We start from the raw sequence: 18583 nt of genomic DNA, 5'->3' as shown, positions 1-18583 counted from the left end.
TTTTTGGACAGCATCTCAACGAGCACATTACTGATTGTCCTCGTTATTCTGATCTTCTTATCCGCCTTCTTCTCCAGTTCTGAAACTGGCTTGATGTCCATCAACCGCTACAAACTGCGGCATCTGGCACAGGCTAAACACAAGGCTGCGATCCGGGTAGAAAAAATGCTCTCACGCCCCGATCGGCTACTGGGACTGATCCTGATCGGCAACAACCTGGTCAATATCCTCGCCTCCGCCATCGCTACCATCGTCTGTATCCGACTGTTTGGCGATCTCGGGGTGGCCGTCGCAACCTTCGGTTTGACGCTGGTGGTACTTATTGTTGGTGAAGTGACGCCCAAGACGCTGGCAGCCATGTACCCCGAGAAGATTGCCTATCCGGCATCATGGATTCTGAAAGGATTGATGGTGCCGCTCTCGCCTTTCGTCTGGCTGATCAATGGCATTACCAACGGTCTGCTCAAGCTGCTGAAGATCAATCCCAATAAGGATGACTCCCTCAATACCGAGGAGCTACGCACCATAGTCAACGAAGCTGGCAACCTGATCCCCCAGCGCCATCAGGAGATGCTGCTGAGCATTCTGGATCTCGACAAGATGCTGGTCGAAGACATCATGGTGCCGCGCAGCGATATCTACGCCATCGACATCAATGATGACTGGAAGAGCATCCAGCGCCAGCTGGCCCACTGCGCTCACACCAAAATCCTGCTCTATCGCGACAATATCGACGACGTTGTCGGATTTTTACACGCGCGCGATGCCCTGCGACTGGTAGCCAGGGATCAGTTCAACAAATCGAGCCTGTTGCGAGAGGTAGACGAGATCTACTTCATTCCGGAAGGCACCCCGCTCAACGTGCAGCTGGCCAAATTCCAGCGCAACAAGGAGCGGATTGGCCTGATCGTCGATGAATATGGCGATATTCAGGGGCTAATCACTCTGGATGACATTCTGGAAGAGATCGTGGGGGACTTTACCACCTCCATGACGCCAGCGCCGAGCGACGAGATCCATCCCCAACCGGATGGTTCTTATCTGGTCGAGGGTTCAGCCAATATTCGTGAGCTGAACAAAGAGATGAACTGGCAACTGCCCATCGATGGACCAAGAACCCTTAACGGTCTGATCCTCGAATATCTGGAAGAGATCCCCCAGCCCAATATCGGGATCCGGCTCGCTGGCTATCCGATAGAAATTCTCGAAGTCGAGAACAATATGGTGAAGATGGCGCGGATTATTCCTGCGTCTTATCGCTCAAGCGACAGCAACCATGATTGAAAGAGAGCTGCCAATGGCAGCTCTCTTGCTATGACTCATCATCATTTTCCGGCTCCAACACCAGGGTTGGAATCAACTCACCAAAGACACGTTGCAGCTCTTCCCGGTTGGCCAGCAGGTCTTGCAGCGTATAGCTGTCCATCACCGCCAGAAACGCATCCATCGCCTCTTTCAACGCACTTTTGAGCAGACAGACAGAGACAATGTGGCAGGCTGGCGAGCCACAATCGATTCCGTCCAGATTACCTTCAAGAGCCCGGATCACCTGCCCGATATTGATGGTGGCAGGGTCACACGCCATGCGGATCCCACCGTTTTTGCCCCGCTGGGATTGCAGATAGCCCAGCTTCACCAACTGATTGACTACCTTCACCATGTGGTTGCGCGACACGCCATAAAGGGCCGATACCTTGGCCACACTAGACAACTCCCCCTCCGGCAAGGTTGCCAGATAGAGCAGAGCTCTCAATCCAAAATCTGTATAACTGGTTAGTCTCATAAGGCCTGATTAGCGCAATGTAACAATTGAAATATTGATTAAGGTCAAATAAACATCTAGGATGCTACTTATTAAATGGCATTTTAAATGTTTAATTGAAACGAGGACCTCTATGCTAGACCAAACCACCGTTGCCGTCATTAAAAGCACCATTCCTCTGCTGGAGTCTGCCGGCCCGGCCCTGACCCAGCACTTCTATCAGCGGATGTTCAGCCATAACCCGGAGCTGAAAGATATCTTCAACCTGGCCCACCAACGCAGTGGCGGCCAGCCACTAGCCCTGTTCAATGCGGTCGCAGCTTACGCCAGGAATATCGACAATCTGGGAGCACTCGCCGGTGCGGTCGAGCGGATTGCGCACAAACATACCGGATTTCTGATCCAGCCGGAACAATATCACATTGTAGGTAGTCATCTCTTGGCCACGCTCAAAGAATTGGGCGGCAGTGCAGTCACCGACGAGGTGCTGGAGGCATGGGGCAAGGCGTATGGCGTACTGGCCGATATCTTCATCGGCCGCGAGCAGGAGATCTATCAGGAGAAGGCCAGCCAGGATGGCGGCTGGCAAGGTACCCGCACCTTCATCATCAAAGAGAAGCGGGCCGAGAGTGCGCTCATCACCTCCTTCCTGCTGGCGCCGGAAGATGGCAAGCCGGTACTGGCCTTCAAGCCGGGTCAATACCTCAGCATCAAGCTGACCCACCCCGAGCTGGAATATCAGGAGATCCGCCAGTACTCCCTCTCCGATGCGCCCAACGGGCAGGATTACCGGATCAGCGTCAAGCGCGAGCCACAAGGTCAGGTCTCCAATCTGCTGCACGATCACCTGCAGGCAGGCGACAAGATCGAGGTAATGCCCCCTACTGGCGATTTCTACCTGAAAGCCGACAGCCAGACTCCGGTCGTGCTGCTCAGTGCCGGTGTTGGCGTGACGCCGATGATGAGCATGCTGAACCAGCTGCTGGCGAGCGGTCATCAGGCCAACATCACCTGGCTGCACGCCTGCGAACGGGGCTCGGTTCACGCCTTCGGGGAGGATATTCAACAAAAATCTCGCCAGCACCCCAACCTGCTGAGCCGGGTCTGGTATCGGGAGCCTGAGGCCAGTGATGTGCAGGGGGAACATTACGATTTTTCCGGCACCATGGATCTGGCCGCAGTGAAAGCGTGTATTGCCCCCGAGGCCCACTACTACTTCTGCGGCCCCATCGGCTTTATGCAGGCGATCAAACGCCAGTTACTTGAGCTGGGTGTACCGGCCAGCCAGCTCCATTACGAAGTTTTTGGCCCCCATCAAGATCTCTGAATCACCCCATCACATATAACGGAGTGAGAAACCCGCCTGTCATGGCACGGCGGCGGGTTTCGGACCCACAGATGCAAGTCTGTGGGTCATTTTTTGTTTTAGTTCATCGCCTTGGCGCGGGCCACCACGTTAGCGGGCATCCGGTTGCCAAGCTGCTTTAGCAGACTCGCCGCCTTCTGGTGCTGGCTCTTGTCACCGATCACCGAGCCATGGAGCCAGCGATAGGCATCCTCATAATCGAGTGGACTGCCCATCCCTTCCAGCAACATCTCGACCCATTCGATACGGGCCCGCAAAAAACCGATGCTGGCTGCCTCGCGCATCAGGGTCTCGGCGCGCACCAAGTCCTTCTGCACCAAAATCCCCTTCCAGTAGTAGCGGCCCAGTTGCTCCAGCGCCGGCGCCAGCCCGTGGTTGGCCGCCTCCCACATATAATGCACCCCGAGTTCGGCATTGGGTTTGGTGCATACCCCCCACGCCAGCATATCCCCCCAAAGGAACTGATAGGCCGGAACCTTCATCACCGAGGCGCGCGCTTCAATATCCTGAGTCAACTGGCAGCGATCCTGCTTCACCTGAGTGAGATGGCGCCCCTGCTCAATCCAGTTGAGCAGCTCATCCTGACGATAGAGCGGCACCGCCTGCAACTCGCCAGAGGCCAGAGGAACTGGAGGCGCAACCACAGCAGCAGGTTCCGCAGGTTTTGGCAGCGGCGCAGCCCCCTCGCTACTGCTCTCGGCCGGGAGCAAGACGGGGGCAGCCTCAGAAGGCGCGGGCGTAGCAGCCGAGACAGGCGCCGTTGCCACCGCAGCACTGCTTGCGGCCGGTGCCGATGCACTTGCTGCAGGTGCATCGCTCGATACGGCAGCTGATTCCGCCTCAACGCCATAGAGGGGCACGGTGAATGCACCGACAAGAACGAGAAGGGTAAGGGGTTTCATCATAAGGATCTCCTGCTGCACTCTGTTATCGGCACCAATCCCCATCCCCTTAGCCTGCCGATCGGATCTCATCAATACAAAAGGGTGTCGAAGCCCTCTTTCTCTTAAGCACTGAACAGCCACATTCTTTTGAGCGTCCCAGGTTGTATCCAAGAGACAACCCACGACCTCCACAATTCATCCTATTTACTGGCGATCTCGATGGTGACATGCACCAGCTCTTCATGAATTGCCAGCCGCTCACGGATCTGCTGCGCCGGTAGCGGATTGACCATCAACAAAGAGAGCACGCAGGCATATTGCTGCTGCCCTACCCGCCAGACGTGCAGATCGCGGATATCGGTGCCCGGCAGCTCGGTGATGACCTCGCGGATCTCCGCCACCAGCGGGGTATCCATCTCGGCATCCAGCAGCACTCGACCTGAGTCACGCAGTAGCCCCCAGGCCCACACCGCCACCAGCCCGGCACCCACTATACCCATCAGGGGATCGAGCCAGTCGGCCCCCCACAACATACCTCCCGTCAGCGCCAGGATCGCCAGCACCGAGGTGGCGGCATCCGCCAGCACATGAATATAGGCGGCGCGCAGGTTGAGGTCCTGATGGCCGTGGTGATCGTCATGATGATGATCGTGGTCGTGATGATCCCCGTGGCTATGGCTATGGCCATGGTGGTGGTGGCCGTGATCATCCTTGAGCAGCCAGGCGCAGGCCAGGTTCACCAGCAGCCCCACCAGCGCGATGGCAATCGCCTGCTGATAGTGGATCGGGCTGGGATCGAGCAGCCGGAACACTGACTCGAACAGCATCATGCCGGCCACCCCCACCAGCAACAGGGCACTGGTAAAGCCACCCAGCACCTCGATCTTCCAGGTGCCGAAGCTGAATCTGTGGTCACGGGCGAAATGGCGAGCGGCGCGGTAGGCCAACACCGAGAGACCGAGCGCCAGCGCGTGAGAGCTCATATGCCAACCGTCGGCCAGCAGCGCCATCGAGTTGTAGAACCAGCCACCGCCGATCTCCGCCACCATCATGATGACGGTCAGCAATACGGCCCAGCGGGTCTTCTGTTCGGCCAGCGGATTGCCTTCGTGAATGACGGGTTGATGGCAGTGAGATTGAACGAGGGATGACATGGATTTCTCCTGAGAGCGGCGATGCAATATACTATACCCCAGTATAGTTTTATTGATCGAAAGGATCCGCAATGTCCCACACCATTCACGACAAAAAGAAGCTGCTGGCGCGGGTGCGCCGCATCAAGGGACAGGCTGGCGCGCTGGAGAGTGCACTGGAGCAGGAGAGCGACTGCGCCGCCATCTTGCAGCAGATCGCCGCCATCCGTGGCGCCGTCAACGGCCTGATGCTGGAGGTGCTGGAGGGCCATATGCGCGAGCATCTCGGTGCCGAAGAGGCGACCCCGGCCGAACGATTGGAGGATCTGGATCAGGTGGTGCGGGTTTTGCGATCCTATCTGAAATAAGGCCGGGGCACTGGATTGCCCCGCAACATGCCATTCACGACCGGGCGGTATAGAGCCACTGCTCCCCGCCTCTTTCAGACTTGAGCCCTCGCCCGCTTTACGCCATGATGACCGCCGATCATTGATCGCCATACCCTGGATTCCATTTCGCAAGGACCCCCCATGTTTGAACACGTCGATGCCTACGCTGGCGACCCCATCCTGACCCTGGTCGAGACCTTCCACAAAGACACCCGCGAGCAGAAGGTGAATCTGGGGATTGGCCTCTATTACGATGAGCAGGGCCGCATTCCGCTGTTGCCGTCGGTGCAGCAGGCCGAAGCCCAGCGCGCCGCCGCCCCGGCGCCGCGCCCCTACCAGCCGATGGAGGGTGCCGCCAACTACCGCACTGCGGTGCAGCACCTGCTGTTTGGTGCCGACCATGAAGCGGTCAAGGCGGGACGTATCGCCACCATCCAGACCATCGGCGGCTCGGGCGCCCTGAAGATCGGCGCCGATCTACTCAAGCGCTACTTCCCTACCTCCGAGGTGTGGGTCAGCAACCCGACCTGGGATAACCACAAGGCGATGTTCGAGGGAGCCGGCATCAAGGTCCATGACTACCCCTACTACGATGCGGCCACCGGCGGCGTGCTGTTCGACGCCATGCTCGACAGCCTGAGCACCCTGCCAGCGCAAAGCATCGTGCTGCTGCACCCCTGCTGCCACAACCCGACCGGGGTGGATCTCTCCCGCGCCCAGTGGGATCAGGTGATCGCCCTGGTGGTCGAGAAGAACCTTATCCCCTTTATGGATATCGCCTATCAGGGCTTCGGTGACGGGCTGGAAGAGGATGTCTACGCCATTCGCGCCATGGTGGCCGCCGGCGTCAGCTTCTTCGTCAGTAACTCATTTTCCAAGAACCTCTCCTTCTACGGCGAACGCTGCGGTGGCCTGTCGGTCATCTGCCAGGATGCCGAAGAGGCAAGTCGGGTACTGGGCCAGATGAAGGCCACCGTGCGCCGCAACTACTCCAGCCCCCCCACCCACGGTGGCCAGATCACCGCGGCTGTGATGAGCCAGCCCGAGCTGCACGCCATGTGGGTCGACGAGGTGACCGAGATGCGCACCCGTATCAAGGCGATGCGCCAGAAGCTGTTCGAGGTGCTGAGTGCCAAGGTGCCGGGCCGTGATTTCAGCTACTTCATCAACCAACGCGGCATGTTCAGCTATACCGGCTTCACGCCGGAGCAGGTGGAGAGACTGCGCGAGGAGTTCGCCGTCTATCTGGTGCGCTCCGGTCGCATGTGCGTGGCGGGTCTCAACAGTCGCAACGTCGACTATGTGGCCGACGCCATGGCCGCGGTGCTCAAGGGTTAATCCGCACCAGCCCCGCCTTGGCGGGGCTTTCTGTCTGTTTCATTCGCTTGTGGAGTCTTTATGGATCTGATCGCACTCTCGAGGTTGGGCGGTCGCCATCTGGTCACCCTACACCTGCTGCTCGACAACCAGAGTGTCACTCGCACCGCCGAGCGGCTCTGCACCACCCCTTCAACCGTCAGCAAGACCCTCAACCAGCTGAGGGATCTGCTGGGGGATCAACTGCTCTACCGTCAGGGCAACCAGCTGCTGCTCACCCCCATGGCCGAGCGACTGGCCCCGACTCTGCATCGGCTACTGGGAGAGTTGAATGGCCTGACCAATCAACAGCAGTTCGAGCCAGGCCAGTGGCAGGGGCGATTGCGGTTAGGACTACGGGAAAGCAGCATGACCTGGCCCGTGGGTCCCTTGCTCGACAAGCTGATGGCAGCTGTGCCAGGGCTGATCCCTGAAATCTGGAATAAAGATGAGCAGGGGTTGGCTGCCCTTACTCAAGGCAAGCTCGACCTGGTGATCTTGCCCCATGACCAAAGCCAACCGATACGCAGCTTGAGTGGGCTGGTATGGGAAAAACTGTGTGACGATGAGCTGGTCTGCCTGCTGCGTAACGATCATCCGGCACTGACCAAACCCTGGGATCTCGATGCCTACCTGAGCTGGCGTCATATCGCCATCCGGGACCATGAGCTGGCCAGCCCTTTCTTCGAACAGACGCTGGCCCAACAGCAAGTGCAACGACGACTGGGGGCCATAGTGCCGGACTTTGGCTCGGGTGCAGCCCTGCTGACAGAGAGTGACCTGATCATGACTGCGCTTGGTGGCTGGGCGACCCAGATGGCCGCCCACTATCCGCTGGTCACGCGTCCTGTTCCATTCGCATACGGCACCATCTGTCACAGCCTGGTGTGGCATGGCCCGGCCGGGGAGGATCCGGCCCATCGCGGCTTACGGGAACTGCTGCTGACGCTGGCAAGATCCTGACGTTACTGGCCGGGGTCACGGCCCAGACGACGAGTCAAATCGCCAATAGCAAACTGGACCGCATCCCGGTGGGGATAGATCACGTGAGCGCCCCCCATCAACTCAAGCAGGCAACCATCCTGCTCATGACGCACAACCAGGGTGACATCGCCCTGATAATGGTGCTCACGCAGGGAGTGCAACAAGTTCAGGGTGGAGTGCAAATCCGGTAACGTACAGACCACGCTGCCAATCGCAGGCAGTGACAAGGTATCGAGATAATCGGCATCACACGCATCGCCATAACGAACTGACAATCCCTCATTGCGCAGCCGATCCACCTGCTCGGGATCGAAATCGACCCCCATCACACTGATGCCTTTTTGCTGCAATCCCTTGAGCAGGTGCTCACCATAACGCCCTAGCCCCACTACCAGCACATCTGCGGCCGGATTCGGCATCTCATGATGCTGCTTCCCTTGCTCCCGATAGGGGTGAGCGCGTTCCACCCAACCCAACAGCGGCGAGAGGCGTTCAAATAGCCACTGGGCATTGAGGATCATATAGGTAGAAAGGGCGATGGTGATGAGCCCCACCAGCGTCGTCAAACCGAGCGCCCCGCTACCTACATGGCCAAGCGAGATGCCCATGGCAACGAAGATGATGGAAAATTCGCTGATCTGGGCCACCGTCAATCCGGCCATGAAGCCGGTGCGCTTGCGATACCCCATATACCCCATGATGATCATCACGATCAGCGGATTACCTATCAGCACGAAGAGAGATAGCAGGAGGGCTGGCAACAGCTCCTCCCCCAGGGTTGAGAAATCAAGCTTGGCACCAAGATCGATAAAGAAGAAGAGCAGCAAAAAATCACGGATCCCGGTCAACCGCGCATTAATGGCATCCCGATAGGGGTTGGACGCCAGCGTGAACCCGGCCAGAAAGGCCCCCGCCTCTTTGGAAAAGCCGGCCCACTCCCCAAGCGCCGCCAGCCCAGTCCCCCAGGCAATGGCAAAAATCAGCAACAACTCCTGCGAGCGCGCCATACGTCGCACCAGATAGGGGAGCAAATAGCGCATCAATATAACGATGGTCAGGGCAGCCACCACCAATCTGAACAGCAGAGATATGAGCACCTGCTCCAGGCTATTGCTCTCTGCCCGCATGGTACTCATAGCCATCATGGCAAGTACCACGGCCAGATCCTGCACAATCAAAAAGCCGACAGCGATACGGCCATGCAACGAATCCAGCTCCCGCTTATCCGACAGCAGCTTGACGATGATGATGGTACTGGAGAAGGTGAGTGCCACCGCCACATAGAGTGCTTCCAGTGGTGGCTTGCCCAGCAGCAGGATCAGCCCGAACCCGACCACTATGGTGAATGCGAGCTGACCTAGCCCGGTCGCCAACGCCACCGGGCCGAGATGACGAACGTGTTGCAGGTCCAGCTTGAGCCCCACCAGAAACAGCAATACGGCGACCCCAATCTGGGCAAGCAGATCAATCTGATCATGTGCTGCAGACCCATGAGTGGAGACCAGACCAAGCAGAGCAGGGCCGACCACAATTCCCACCACTATGTAGGCAATCAGGACCGGCTGGCGTAACCAGATCGCGACCCCGCCAGCCAGAGCAGAGAGCAGTAGCAAAAGAGCAAAATCGGCAAAAATCTGGTGCATAATCGGCCCCCATCCTTAGAAAAAACCGCTTGGCCATCCATGGCGCCTTATTGCAAGCAGTGGCAAGCAACAAGGATTCTATCAAGCATATCAAAGGGGGCGGTCAGACTGCACTAATCAAGTCATGACTATCACCGTCCACCTTGCCTGAGGACAAGAGCACCATGGAATGAGAGGCTAATAGAGGGGCAGTCACCTCTCATGACAACTTATCAGGGGCGTTTGGAATAGATGGGGCCGGGGAAGGAGGCGATATTGCTGCCAAGCTCGGTGATGCGGGCTGCCCCCTGCTTTTTCACCTTATCGATGCGCAACACCTGATGCATAGGGATAAGGGTCTGGCGCACATCGGCAAATTCGCTCTTGAGCTTCTCGTGACCGGGATCGACGATAAATGCCGTGTGGTTGTCCCAGACAAAGTCGGCAATCTCGATAAAACCGAACAGCTGGCCCTGATTGACTTCACGCACATAGACTTCGTAGCGCTCGCTGTGGCAAATAAACTGAACTCGATATAACGCCTTGCTTTCACTCATGATTATCTGTCATTGAGGGGTAAGAAGATGGCCATATTCTAGCCGCCGTTCTCGCCCCCTCCAATAGACAGAAATCACAGTTGCGGCCTTTCCATGCCGCACCTCACGCCATGACGGTCACCGGATGACGCAGCCACTCAACCCATCAAGGCAGGCAGTGATACCGGCCCCAATTCCGCTGCACGCAAGCAGCTAGCCAGCTGTTCCAACTCGGTTTGGCGGGCCTGTGGCCATTGCGCCGCCTCCCCTCGCACCCCGTGGTGGCGAAAGCCGTTGATGCGGATCGGCACCGGCCCCAGCCGCAGCAAGAAGGCGGCGAGATCCGCGTCCAGCTCACCACTCACATCCAGAAAATCGCTCTTGTCCGGCACATGGAGCAGCCGCAGTTCGGTCAGCTTGCCGTGGCGTGCCAGCAGCTCAAGAGAGGCCAGTATCCGCTCGCGGCCATAGCCGGTCAGCGTGTGATGTACCGAGTCGCGCCACCCCTTGAGATCGAGCATGGCACCATCGAGCACCGGCAACAGCCGCTGCCAACCGCTTTCGGCCAGCGAACCGTTACTGTCGAGCAGGCAAGTGAGATGGGCCAGATCCGGCGCGGCCTTGATGGCGGTAAACAGGGCAACCACAAAGGGAAGCTGGGTGGTCGCCTCGCCGCCGGAGACGGTGATCCCGCTCAGCAGCGGACCGTAGCGGCGCAGCAGAGTCAGCACCTCGGCCACCGTCATGGTAGAGGTCTTGGGATTAGCGCTACGCGGGCAGACATCCAGACAAGCGTCGCAATCGGTGCAGCGCGTCGCCTGCCACTGTACCTTGCCCTCATTGAGGGTGAGGGCGCTGCTCGGGCAGACCGCAAGGCAGTCACCGCAATCGTCGCACAGCCCTATGGTGTGCGGGTTGTGGCAGCCGGGGCAGCGAAAGTTGCAGCCCTGCAGAAACAGCACCAGCCGGTTGCCCGGCCCATCGACACAGGAGAACGGCAGCACCCTGCTCACCAGGGCGCTGCGTGTTGGCAAAACATCAGCCATCAGGGTGAACTCAATACGCGCCGATGGTCGCTTCATGGGCGACCACCCGTGGCGCCCGCTGACGGATGGCGGTCACTTCACTCGCCTCGGCCCCGAGAGAGGTGGTCTGCAAGCGCGAGCCTTCTTCTGCGAAGCGGGCCACGTCGCTCTTGCGGATCATGTAGCCGGTCACCCGCACCAGATCGCTGTCGGCCACGTTGGCGGTGAACTCGCGCATACCGATAGCGAGCGCCCCCTTGCAGAGCTGCAACAGCGCCTGCGGGTTCTGGCGGATGGTGGGATCCAGGGTCAGGATCTCGCTGATCCCCGAGTGGTAATAGCCGTGGTGCGGCGCCAGCGCCAGCAGATGGCTGGCCGGATCCGGTTCCTGCCCGTAGGGAATGCGCACCCCCGGGGTTACCGCCACATCGACACTCAATCCACCCTGTGAGTGCAGCAGCGAGCGGCCACCCCAGGCATGGGTTTGCGGCGTCGCGGTGACATATTCCGAGAGTTGGGCCGAGATACGATAGCCAAGCTGGTTCGCCTCCTCGCCATGGCCGTAGCGCCCCGGCAGATTCTCTTTATCCATCAGGATATTGACCGCTTCCGCCATGCCGTAGATGCCAAACATGGGGACGAAGCGATCCTCATCCAGCAGCCCCTCTTTCACCAGGAAGCTGTTGAAGAAGCCAGACTCCTGATGCAAGAAAGCGGCCCGCGCTTCGATCAGCTGGGAGGCCAGACGGCAGTAATGGGGCAGCAGGCAGCCGAGGAAATCGTCGATCCCTTGTGCCTGCTTGGCGATCCGCTTGAGGGAGAGGCGCACCAGGGTATTGGCGCCACCGGCCTGTGGCAGGGCGTTGTAGCAGCTGACGATGCCAAAGCCGCGCTGGTCGAAGGTGTCGCGGTGGATCGGGTAGTTGGCGATGTGCGGCTTGCTGCACTCGGCGATATTCTTCACTGCCAGCAGCAACAGATCATCCGGGGTCTGCTCCGGATCGTGGAAGAAGGTGAGGTTCGGCGCCACCTGCTTGAGCTCGTTGTCGATGCGCAGGATCAGGCGGCAGATACGGTTGTCATCAGGCCCGATGTTGACGTGCATGAAAGCATCCGGCAGCACCCTGTCCAGATAGACCCAGAACCCCTTCAGCTTGCGATAGAGGGTCTCGTCATCCAGTTCGCCGACAAAAGGCAGCAGCAGATGGTCGAGCCGACCCAGCCAGACCGGCATGCCAGTGACAGAGGGGACATGGTGATAGAGGATACGCAGCGCATTGAGCGCCTCGTCGAAATCCTGTGGTGGTGCCAGCTCCAGCCAGGCAGACCCCTGACTCAGGAATTTTTCATAGTCCGGCAGCACATAACGCGGCTTGTAAGGGGCGTGCCCTTCGAACATGTCGCAGACAAATCCCTGTGCCATTGCCTCGGCCACTGCCGCAGGCAGCTCGGGGTAGGGCAACGCATTCTCGGCGGCCAACGCCAGCGCATGGCTCTTTTGAGCAGCAGATAGATGGGGATCGCGCACGATGCGCTGGCAGGTTTCAGTCAAAGACATGGGAGACTCCTTCACGGACAGAGCCCATATCCTTATCGTTTGCAGGTCTTTTTTGAAGTGACATTCACAACAATGCGAATGTCTAAAAAAGATATCCGTGCAAGAGGATCACATCCCAAACAGAACGGGGGCCTGTCTGCCGACAAGCTCCCCGCTGCCAGGATCAGGGTTCGATCACGATCGGGGTGCCCGGATCGATGGCATTCCAGATCTCGTCCATCTCGTGGTTGAGCACCGCGATGCAGCCATTGGTCCAGTTGGAGGGCTGCACCCTGCGATTGCCCATGTCATTACGCTGGCCATGGATCATGATCATGCCACCCGGGCTAACCCCCAGCTCGTTGGCTCGCTTGATGTCATCCAGGTTGGGGTAGTTGATATGGATAGCCTTATAGAAGCCGGAGTTGCTCTTCTTGTAGTCCAGGGTGTAGCGCCCCTCCGGGGTACGCTGATCCCCCTCCCGCTGCTTGTGTCCTTTGGGCGCCGGACCCAACGCCACCCAGTAGCGCTTCAACTCCTTGCCATCCTTCATCAGGGTCAGGCTATAGCTCGACTTCTTGACTACCACCAAATCGGCCTTTTCGGTAGCAAAGCTCAGCGCGGGCCACAGCCCCAACAAACACAGCAATACGGCTCTCATTCCATCCCTCGCTCAGCCTCTGGTGGGGCTTTTTATGGTTGTCACATCATCTGAATAGGCTCGCCCGTTGGTGAGCGCGCGTCATCATATTGGATCGCTACCAATACTCAATAGACCCGCTGAAACATATCTTGATCGTGCGCGGTGAATGGCCCATGAACAAGTTCCTACCTGTCAGTTAATTGATAATAAAAACAGAATCATAGCTTTATCTTTGTTACTGGCCATCACGTTGCGGATCGGTAAAGATTGAGCCATTAACCCCGAATCTGGATGCGATCATGCCCCTGCCCCCTATGCCTAATTCACCATTGGCCAGCCTGCTGCTGGCCAGCTCACTGCTCTGGCTGCCCACCAGCGTCGCTGCCGATGCACGCTGGCTACGCGAGCCCGCCCTCTCCCCTGATGGCAAACAGCTTGCCTTCACCTGGCAGGGACGCATCTTTGTGGCCAGTGCCGAGGGCGGCCCAGCTACGGCACTCACTGGCAGCGACTACCTGAGCCAGCGGCCAATATGGTCGCCGGATGGCAAACAGCTCGCCTTTGCCGCCAATCTCTACGGCAACGAGGATGTGTTCGTGGTACCCGCCAGCGGCGGCGAGATGGTGCGCCTCACCCGCGATTCGCGCACCGATCTGCCGCAAGCCTTCAGCGCTGACGGCAAACAACTGCTGCTGAGCAGCCAGCGCCCGAGCAACCCAAATGCCGACCATTTTATTGCAGAAGGTTACCAATGGAGTGAGCTCTACTGGGCCCCGGTCACCGGCGGCACCTTGCAGGCCGCTCTGCCGCTGCCAGCAACCCTCGCCCGTCCCCACGGGGAGCGACTGGTCTATCAGATGCCTGCGGCGGATCAGCCCTTTCGCAAGCATCAGAGCTCCTTCGCGGTACCCCGCCTCTGGTTGTTTGATGGCAAGCAGCACCAGCAGCTGACCGAAGATCGGGTGGCGGCCACCGATCCGGTCTGGAGCGATAAGGGGGATACCCTCTTTTACCTGAGCGAGCGCAGCGGTGATTTCAACGTCTGGCGCCGGGATCTTGCCAGCGGCAAGGAGCAACAGCTGACCCACTATCAGGGCCATCCGGTACGGGGGCTCAGCGCCTCCCGAGCCGGAGACCTGAGCTGGTCATGGCTGGGTGAACTCTATCGCCTCGATGCCGGCAGTCACACGCCACGCAAGCTGACCTTCACCCCACAGGTGGCGAGCGCGCCGGATGAGACGAGCGAGACTTTGACCCTGGTGGACGAAGCGCTGGTCAGCGAGGAGGCGGATGAGCTGATCCTGGTGAGCGAGGGCAACCTGTTTGCCGTCGACCCCGAGCGAGAGCGGGTACGCCAGCTCACCCACTCGCCAAGCGAACAGTCGAGTCCGCTCTACGCAGAGCGGGAGGACTCGCTGATTTATCTCTCGGAGCAGCAGGGGCACGCCGCGCTCTATCAACTGCGCAAACAGGATCCCGCTCGGCTATTCAGCGCGCCAGGTCCCCTGATCGAAAGCTTGCTGCTGGCCCTGCCCGGCAAGGGGATCAGCCGTCCGCAACTCTCCCCCGACGGCAAGCAGCTCGCCTTCGTGGTAGATGGCCAGGCCATCCAGCTGCTGGATCTGACCAGCAACCAGCAGCGCGAGCTGGTACCTGCCAGCTTCAACCCCTCCCGCCACGAGGTGCATCTCGCCTTTGCCCCCGACTCCCGCCATCTGGCGCTCACCTTCCGTCCCGACTCGGCCCAGCAGGAGATCGCCGTCATCGATACCGCCACCCCGGGCGCGCAACCAGTCAATGTCAGCCTCAACGGCTATCAGGATAGTGCCCCCAACTGGAGTCATGATGGTGCCATCCTCTATTGGCAATCGACCCGATATGGCGTGCTCGGGGCCGATGGCGAGCCGCTTGGCAACAACCTGCTCGGCCTTTACAGCAGCCGCGCCGCCAAGGCTGACTTTCTGGCAGAGCGGCAGGCGCCAAAAGCCGGTTATAGCTTCGAGAGCGAACGGCTGGCCCATCGCGAGGCGCTGCAACTACTACCCGCAGGCACCCTACTGACCAGTCGTCTCGTTAACGGCCAGCTCTTCTATCTGGTCGAAGAGGCTGGTGATAGCGATCAAAGCGAGATCAAGGGCTATGCCCGCGACCTGCGCAAGGGGGACACCCGGATGCTGTTTGCCGGACAGCCAGGTCCGGCACTGGCAAGCCTCAACCAGCAGGGCACCCTGGCCACACTGGTACGGGAGGGGGAGATCACCCGCATTGCTCTCGACTCTGGCGAAAGCCACCACGCCCCCTTTGCCCTGCAGAGCCAGATACGCTGGCAGGAACGCATGACCGCCGCCTTCGATCAGATCGCCCGGCTAACCCGGGATGAGTTCTATCTGGATGATATGAACGGGGTGGACTGGGACAGTTATGTCACTGCTTACCGCCGCCAGTTGCCGGGCATCGGCAACCCGCGGGACCTTGGCAACCTGCTGGCAGAGCTGGCAGGCGAGCTCAATGTCTCCCACACCTGGGGTAGCGGCCCCGCCCCCTTCCCGCGCATGGCGGACCAGAGCGCCAGCCTGGGCGGCTACTGGCAGGATGGCGAGCAGGGGGTAATGCTCACCGCCCTGCTCTCTGGCGGGCCGCTGGATCAGGAGAGCGATATCGCCCCGGGCGCCCGCCTGCTTGCCATCAACGGACAGGCAATCACCACTCTGGCCGAGTTGGATCAAGCCCTCAATCGACAAGCCGGCAACCGACTGGCGCTCACCATGTTGCCACTACACAGTGACACCCCGAGCGAGCTGGAAGTGACCGCTATCGACCTGCAACAGGAGTACCGGTTGCTACTCGACAGCTGGGTCAGCAAGCGCCGGGAGCAGGTAGCAACCCTGAGCCAGGGCCGGGTTGGCTACGTATACCTGCCAGAGATGAGCAGTGCAGCCTATGAGGATCTGGTCGCGCAGGCACTTGGCCGGCTGCGCGACTGCGAAGCGCTGATCGTCGATGTACGCTTCAACAAAGGGGGCTATCTGGCCAACACCCTGGTGGGGTTTCTGACCGGCAGCGGCAGCACCAAGGGGATGGCCAGCAGCTGGCCCCGTCAGGGCAAGGGTGAAACCGATGCCGCCACGCGCCAGTGGACCAAGCCCTCGGTGGTGCTGGTGAACGCCGCCAGCTACTCGGAGGGCTCCGCCTTCCCCGAGTACTACCGCGCCCTCAAGGTCGGCCCCATCGTCGGCGATCCGGTGCCTGGCACCGGCACCATGGTCTATGCCCATGAGTCACGTCTGATACCTGGCCTTGCTTACGGCATACCGACCCTGGGGTTACGCAACCCGGACGGCAGCTTCTACGAAAACCGCGAGTTAATCCCGGACCTGCTGGTGCCGCTCACCCCCGCCGACATGGTGGCCGGACGCGACCCGCAACTGGAAGCAGCGGTACAAGCTGCCCTCAAGCAGTTGCCAGCCAGCGCCAAATAACGGCGCCCATCGAGCTCAACGAAAGCGAAACAGCTCGCGATGCAGATGCCCGTCCGGCAACCGCCGGGTCAGGGCATCTGCCATCCCCTCCGGCCCGCAAAACCACACCTGCGCGGGCGCATCCTGCGCGATGCGGGCCAGATCCAGCCTCCCGGCCTCCTTGTCCAGATGCAGCTGGTAGCGCACGCCGGTGCGATGACAGAGCTCGGCCAACCGCTGGTGGTAAACGGCGCCCGCCAGATCCGGCGCGCACTGGATCAGGGTGATCCCCTCGACCCGCCCCCCACGGGCAGCCAATCCCTCCAGCCAGGCAACGAACGGCGTGATACCTATCCCGGCCCCCAGTCAGAGGGCTCTACCTCCCCCTTGCGGGGCAACAAAGGCGCCATAGGGGCCGGTCACCACCACCTCATCCCCGACGCGCGCCTCTGCCACCAGCTGACGGGTATGATCCCCGAGCGCCCGTACCGCGATCACCAGCTGGCGCCGATCCGCTGACACCCGTACCAGGGTAAAGGGGTGTGGCCCCTCCTTGGCGTCAAATTCGAAAAAGGCAAACTGACCCGGGCAGTAATGGGCGAGCGGCTGCTCCAGTTGCATGGTCAGCTCGCAGGTGTGATCCGCCAGCGCCCGCACCGCAATGACCCGGCCCGGATGGCGATCCCGCGCCCCCACTCGTCCCAGCAGGGAGTAGAGGGCCCCGAGCCCCCCCAGCCCACCGATCAACCAGATCGATACCCCAACAGGGGTCATGACCCCTACCTGAGGCAGCAGGCAGAGCCCGTGTCCCCACCCCGCCAGATAGATGATCGGCGCCAGCCGGTGGATCAGCCGAAAACGGCCATAACTCACCAGCGCCAGCAAGCTCACCACCACCAGCGCAATCAGCAGATAGAAACTCCACTCACCCAGGGTATTGCCAAGGGCATGGAGCGAGATGCCATTACCTGCACCAGCTCCCGCCCCAACATCGACACCGCTGGCTCCACGCCGCGCAGGACGACTCAGCCAACCCGCCGAGACCGCCCACTTGGGGGCCTCCACCAGCAGCCAGTGAGCGGTCAGAGCCAATGCGCCCCCGATGGCCGTCTGGCGGTGCAATCGCAACATCCGATCCAGACCGCCACACCACACCTCCAGCTGCGGCAGGCGTAACGCCAGCAACAGCGAAATGGCCATATAGGTCATCCCCAGCAGGCCCGTCAGCAGCAACATCTCATGGCGCCAGGGCCACAGACCGTTGGCATCCCCGGCATAACCGAGCCACCAGACTCCGACTGCCAGCAGCGGCAACAGCCACCACATCCGTTTGCCCGTCATAACATACCCCCAGGTTCCATCGCGGCAGGACCTCATCTCCCTGCTCATGACGTCATTACATCCCCGTCCGGTCACAAGACTTTGCCAGAGGGGGAAGCTTGTGTGGCAATGTGTGACAAACGGAAACAACAGAGGGGCCCGCAGGCCCCACTGGTCACCCTTGCTGACAGTCCCTCTCTTCATGGGAGATAACGCAAAATCCTCTCTGCTGTGATTGACGGCCGGCCAGCAAAGGGAATCAAATGGGGATATTGCATATCTGCAGCGGAAAACCTGCTGCTCACACTTACAGACAAGGAGCTCCCTTGCTTTCATCCACCGAACAACGCGTCTGCCCCAACTGCCAACTCGAAACCAACCATGTCGTGGTGCTGGTCGACAAATCCTATGGAAAAGAGCTGAAGCCAGAGCAAAAACGCACAGCATTTATCAAAGACTTCATTACCGGCTGGGCCGCCGGCCCCTTTCTGGCAAACATGGATCGCTTTGAACGCCACACCATCTGTGAAAATTGCGGAAATAAAGTCATTGATGAATGAAGAAAGGG

15 protein-coding genes and 1 pseudogene are annotated in these 18583 nt (G+C 59.8%); 7 read left to right on the top strand and 9 right to left on the bottom strand.

What is annotated here, in order from left to right; genetic code table 11:
• The first annotated feature begins 3 nt into the window (after positions 1 to 3).
• Entirely contained in the window at positions 4 to 1284 is a 1281-nt protein-coding gene (locus tag BN1117_RS09215) for an HlyC/CorC family transporter (protein ID WP_040096748.1), read from the top strand.
• 28 nt (positions 1285 to 1312) lie between these two features.
• Here BN1117_RS09215 and BN1117_RS09210 read toward each other — a convergent pair whose 3' ends face one another.
• A complete protein-coding gene (locus BN1117_RS09210; protein ID WP_040096746.1) occupies positions 1313 to 1783 on the bottom strand; it encodes an Rrf2 family transcriptional regulator in 471 nt (156 codons plus the stop codon).
• Positions 1784 to 1895: 112 nt separating this feature from the next.
• Here BN1117_RS09210 and hmpA point away from each other — a divergent pair, with 112 nt between their 5' ends.
• Complete coding sequence (hmpA, locus tag BN1117_RS09205) at positions 1896 to 3089, top strand: NO-inducible flavohemoprotein (RefSeq protein ID WP_040096744.1); 1194 nt, start codon at positions 1896 to 1898, stop codon at positions 3087 to 3089.
• 98 nt (positions 3090 to 3187) lie between these two features.
• Here hmpA and BN1117_RS09200 read toward each other — a convergent pair whose 3' ends face one another.
• A complete protein-coding gene (locus BN1117_RS09200; protein ID WP_040096842.1) occupies positions 3188 to 3772 on the bottom strand; it encodes a tetratricopeptide repeat protein in 585 nt (194 codons plus the stop codon).
• Between the two features lie 440 nt (positions 3773 to 4212).
• A complete protein-coding gene (gene dmeF / locus BN1117_RS09195) occupies positions 4213 to 5166 on the bottom strand; it encodes a CDF family Co(II)/Ni(II) efflux transporter DmeF (protein WP_040096742.1) in 954 nt (317 codons plus the stop codon).
• A 71-nt stretch (positions 5167 to 5237) separates the two neighbouring features.
• Here dmeF and BN1117_RS09190 point away from each other — a divergent pair, with 71 nt between their 5' ends.
• From BN1117_RS09190 to BN1117_RS09180, 3 genes are all read left to right on the top strand, one after another.
• Complete coding sequence (locus BN1117_RS09190; RefSeq protein ID WP_040096740.1) at positions 5238 to 5513, top strand: metal/formaldehyde-sensitive transcriptional repressor; 276 nt, start codon at positions 5238 to 5240, stop codon at positions 5511 to 5513.
• 162 nt (positions 5514 to 5675) lie between these two features.
• Positions 5676 to 6872 carry an amino acid aminotransferase gene (locus BN1117_RS09185; RefSeq protein WP_040096738.1) on the top strand — a complete coding sequence of 399 codons (1197 nt, stop codon included), beginning with the start codon at positions 5676 to 5678 and terminating at the stop codon, positions 6870 to 6872.
• Between the two features lie 60 nt (positions 6873 to 6932).
• Positions 6933 to 7853, top strand: coding sequence for a LysR family transcriptional regulator (locus tag BN1117_RS09180; protein WP_040096736.1), 921 nt, complete (start codon positions 6933 to 6935; stop codon positions 7851 to 7853).
• Positions 7854 to 7855: 2 nt separating this feature from the next.
• Here BN1117_RS09180 and BN1117_RS09175 read toward each other — a convergent pair whose 3' ends face one another.
• The 5 genes from BN1117_RS09175 to BN1117_RS09155 form a co-directional block, all read right to left on the bottom strand.
• A complete protein-coding gene (locus tag BN1117_RS09175) occupies positions 7856 to 9517 on the bottom strand; it encodes a cation:proton antiporter (protein ID WP_040096734.1) in 1662 nt (553 codons plus the stop codon).
• 212 nt (positions 9518 to 9729) lie between these two features.
• Complete coding sequence (locus BN1117_RS09170) at positions 9730 to 10053, bottom strand: DUF1820 family protein (protein ID WP_040096732.1); 324 nt, start codon at positions 10051 to 10053, stop codon at positions 9730 to 9732.
• Positions 10054 to 10190: 137 nt separating this feature from the next.
• Positions 10191 to 11078, bottom strand: a complete 888-nt coding sequence (locus tag BN1117_RS09165; RefSeq protein WP_040096841.1) for a YjjW family glycine radical enzyme activase — start codon at positions 11076 to 11078, stop codon at positions 10191 to 10193.
• Between the two features lie 10 nt (positions 11079 to 11088).
• A complete protein-coding gene (locus BN1117_RS09160; RefSeq protein ID WP_040096730.1) occupies positions 11089 to 12615 on the bottom strand; it encodes a YjjI family glycine radical enzyme in 1527 nt (508 codons plus the stop codon).
• A gap of 163 nt (positions 12616 to 12778) precedes the next feature.
• Positions 12779 to 13255 carry a L,D-transpeptidase family protein gene (locus BN1117_RS09155; protein ID WP_040096728.1) on the bottom strand — a complete coding sequence of 159 codons (477 nt, stop codon included), beginning with the start codon at positions 13253 to 13255 and terminating at the stop codon, positions 12779 to 12781.
• 281 nt (positions 13256 to 13536) lie between these two features.
• Here BN1117_RS09155 and BN1117_RS09150 point away from each other — a divergent pair, with 281 nt between their 5' ends.
• A complete protein-coding gene (locus tag BN1117_RS09150; RefSeq protein ID WP_425283261.1) occupies positions 13537 to 16716 on the top strand; it encodes a S41 family peptidase in 3180 nt (1059 codons plus the stop codon).
• A 15-nt stretch (positions 16717 to 16731) separates the two neighbouring features.
• On the opposite strand, the pseudogene BN1117_RS09145 reads toward BN1117_RS09150, so the two are convergent.
• Positions 16732 to 18036 (bottom strand): annotated as a pseudogene (locus tag BN1117_RS09145) (ferredoxin reductase family protein).
• Between the two features lie 305 nt (positions 18037 to 18341).
• Here BN1117_RS09145 and BN1117_RS09140 point away from each other — a divergent pair.
• Positions 18342 to 18575 (top strand): hypothetical protein, encoded by a 234-nt coding sequence (locus BN1117_RS09140; RefSeq protein WP_040096727.1) that lies wholly within the window; start codon positions 18342 to 18344, stop codon positions 18573 to 18575.
• Positions 18576 to 18583 lie beyond the last annotated feature (8 nt).

The sequence above is a fragment of the Aeromonas australiensis genome (assembly GCF_000819725.1).
Classification (GTDB): domain Bacteria; phylum Pseudomonadota; class Gammaproteobacteria; order Enterobacterales; family Aeromonadaceae; genus Aeromonas; species Aeromonas australiensis.
Note: the sequence above shows the minus strand (reverse complement) of the source record. Positions and strands in the feature narration are given on the sequence as shown.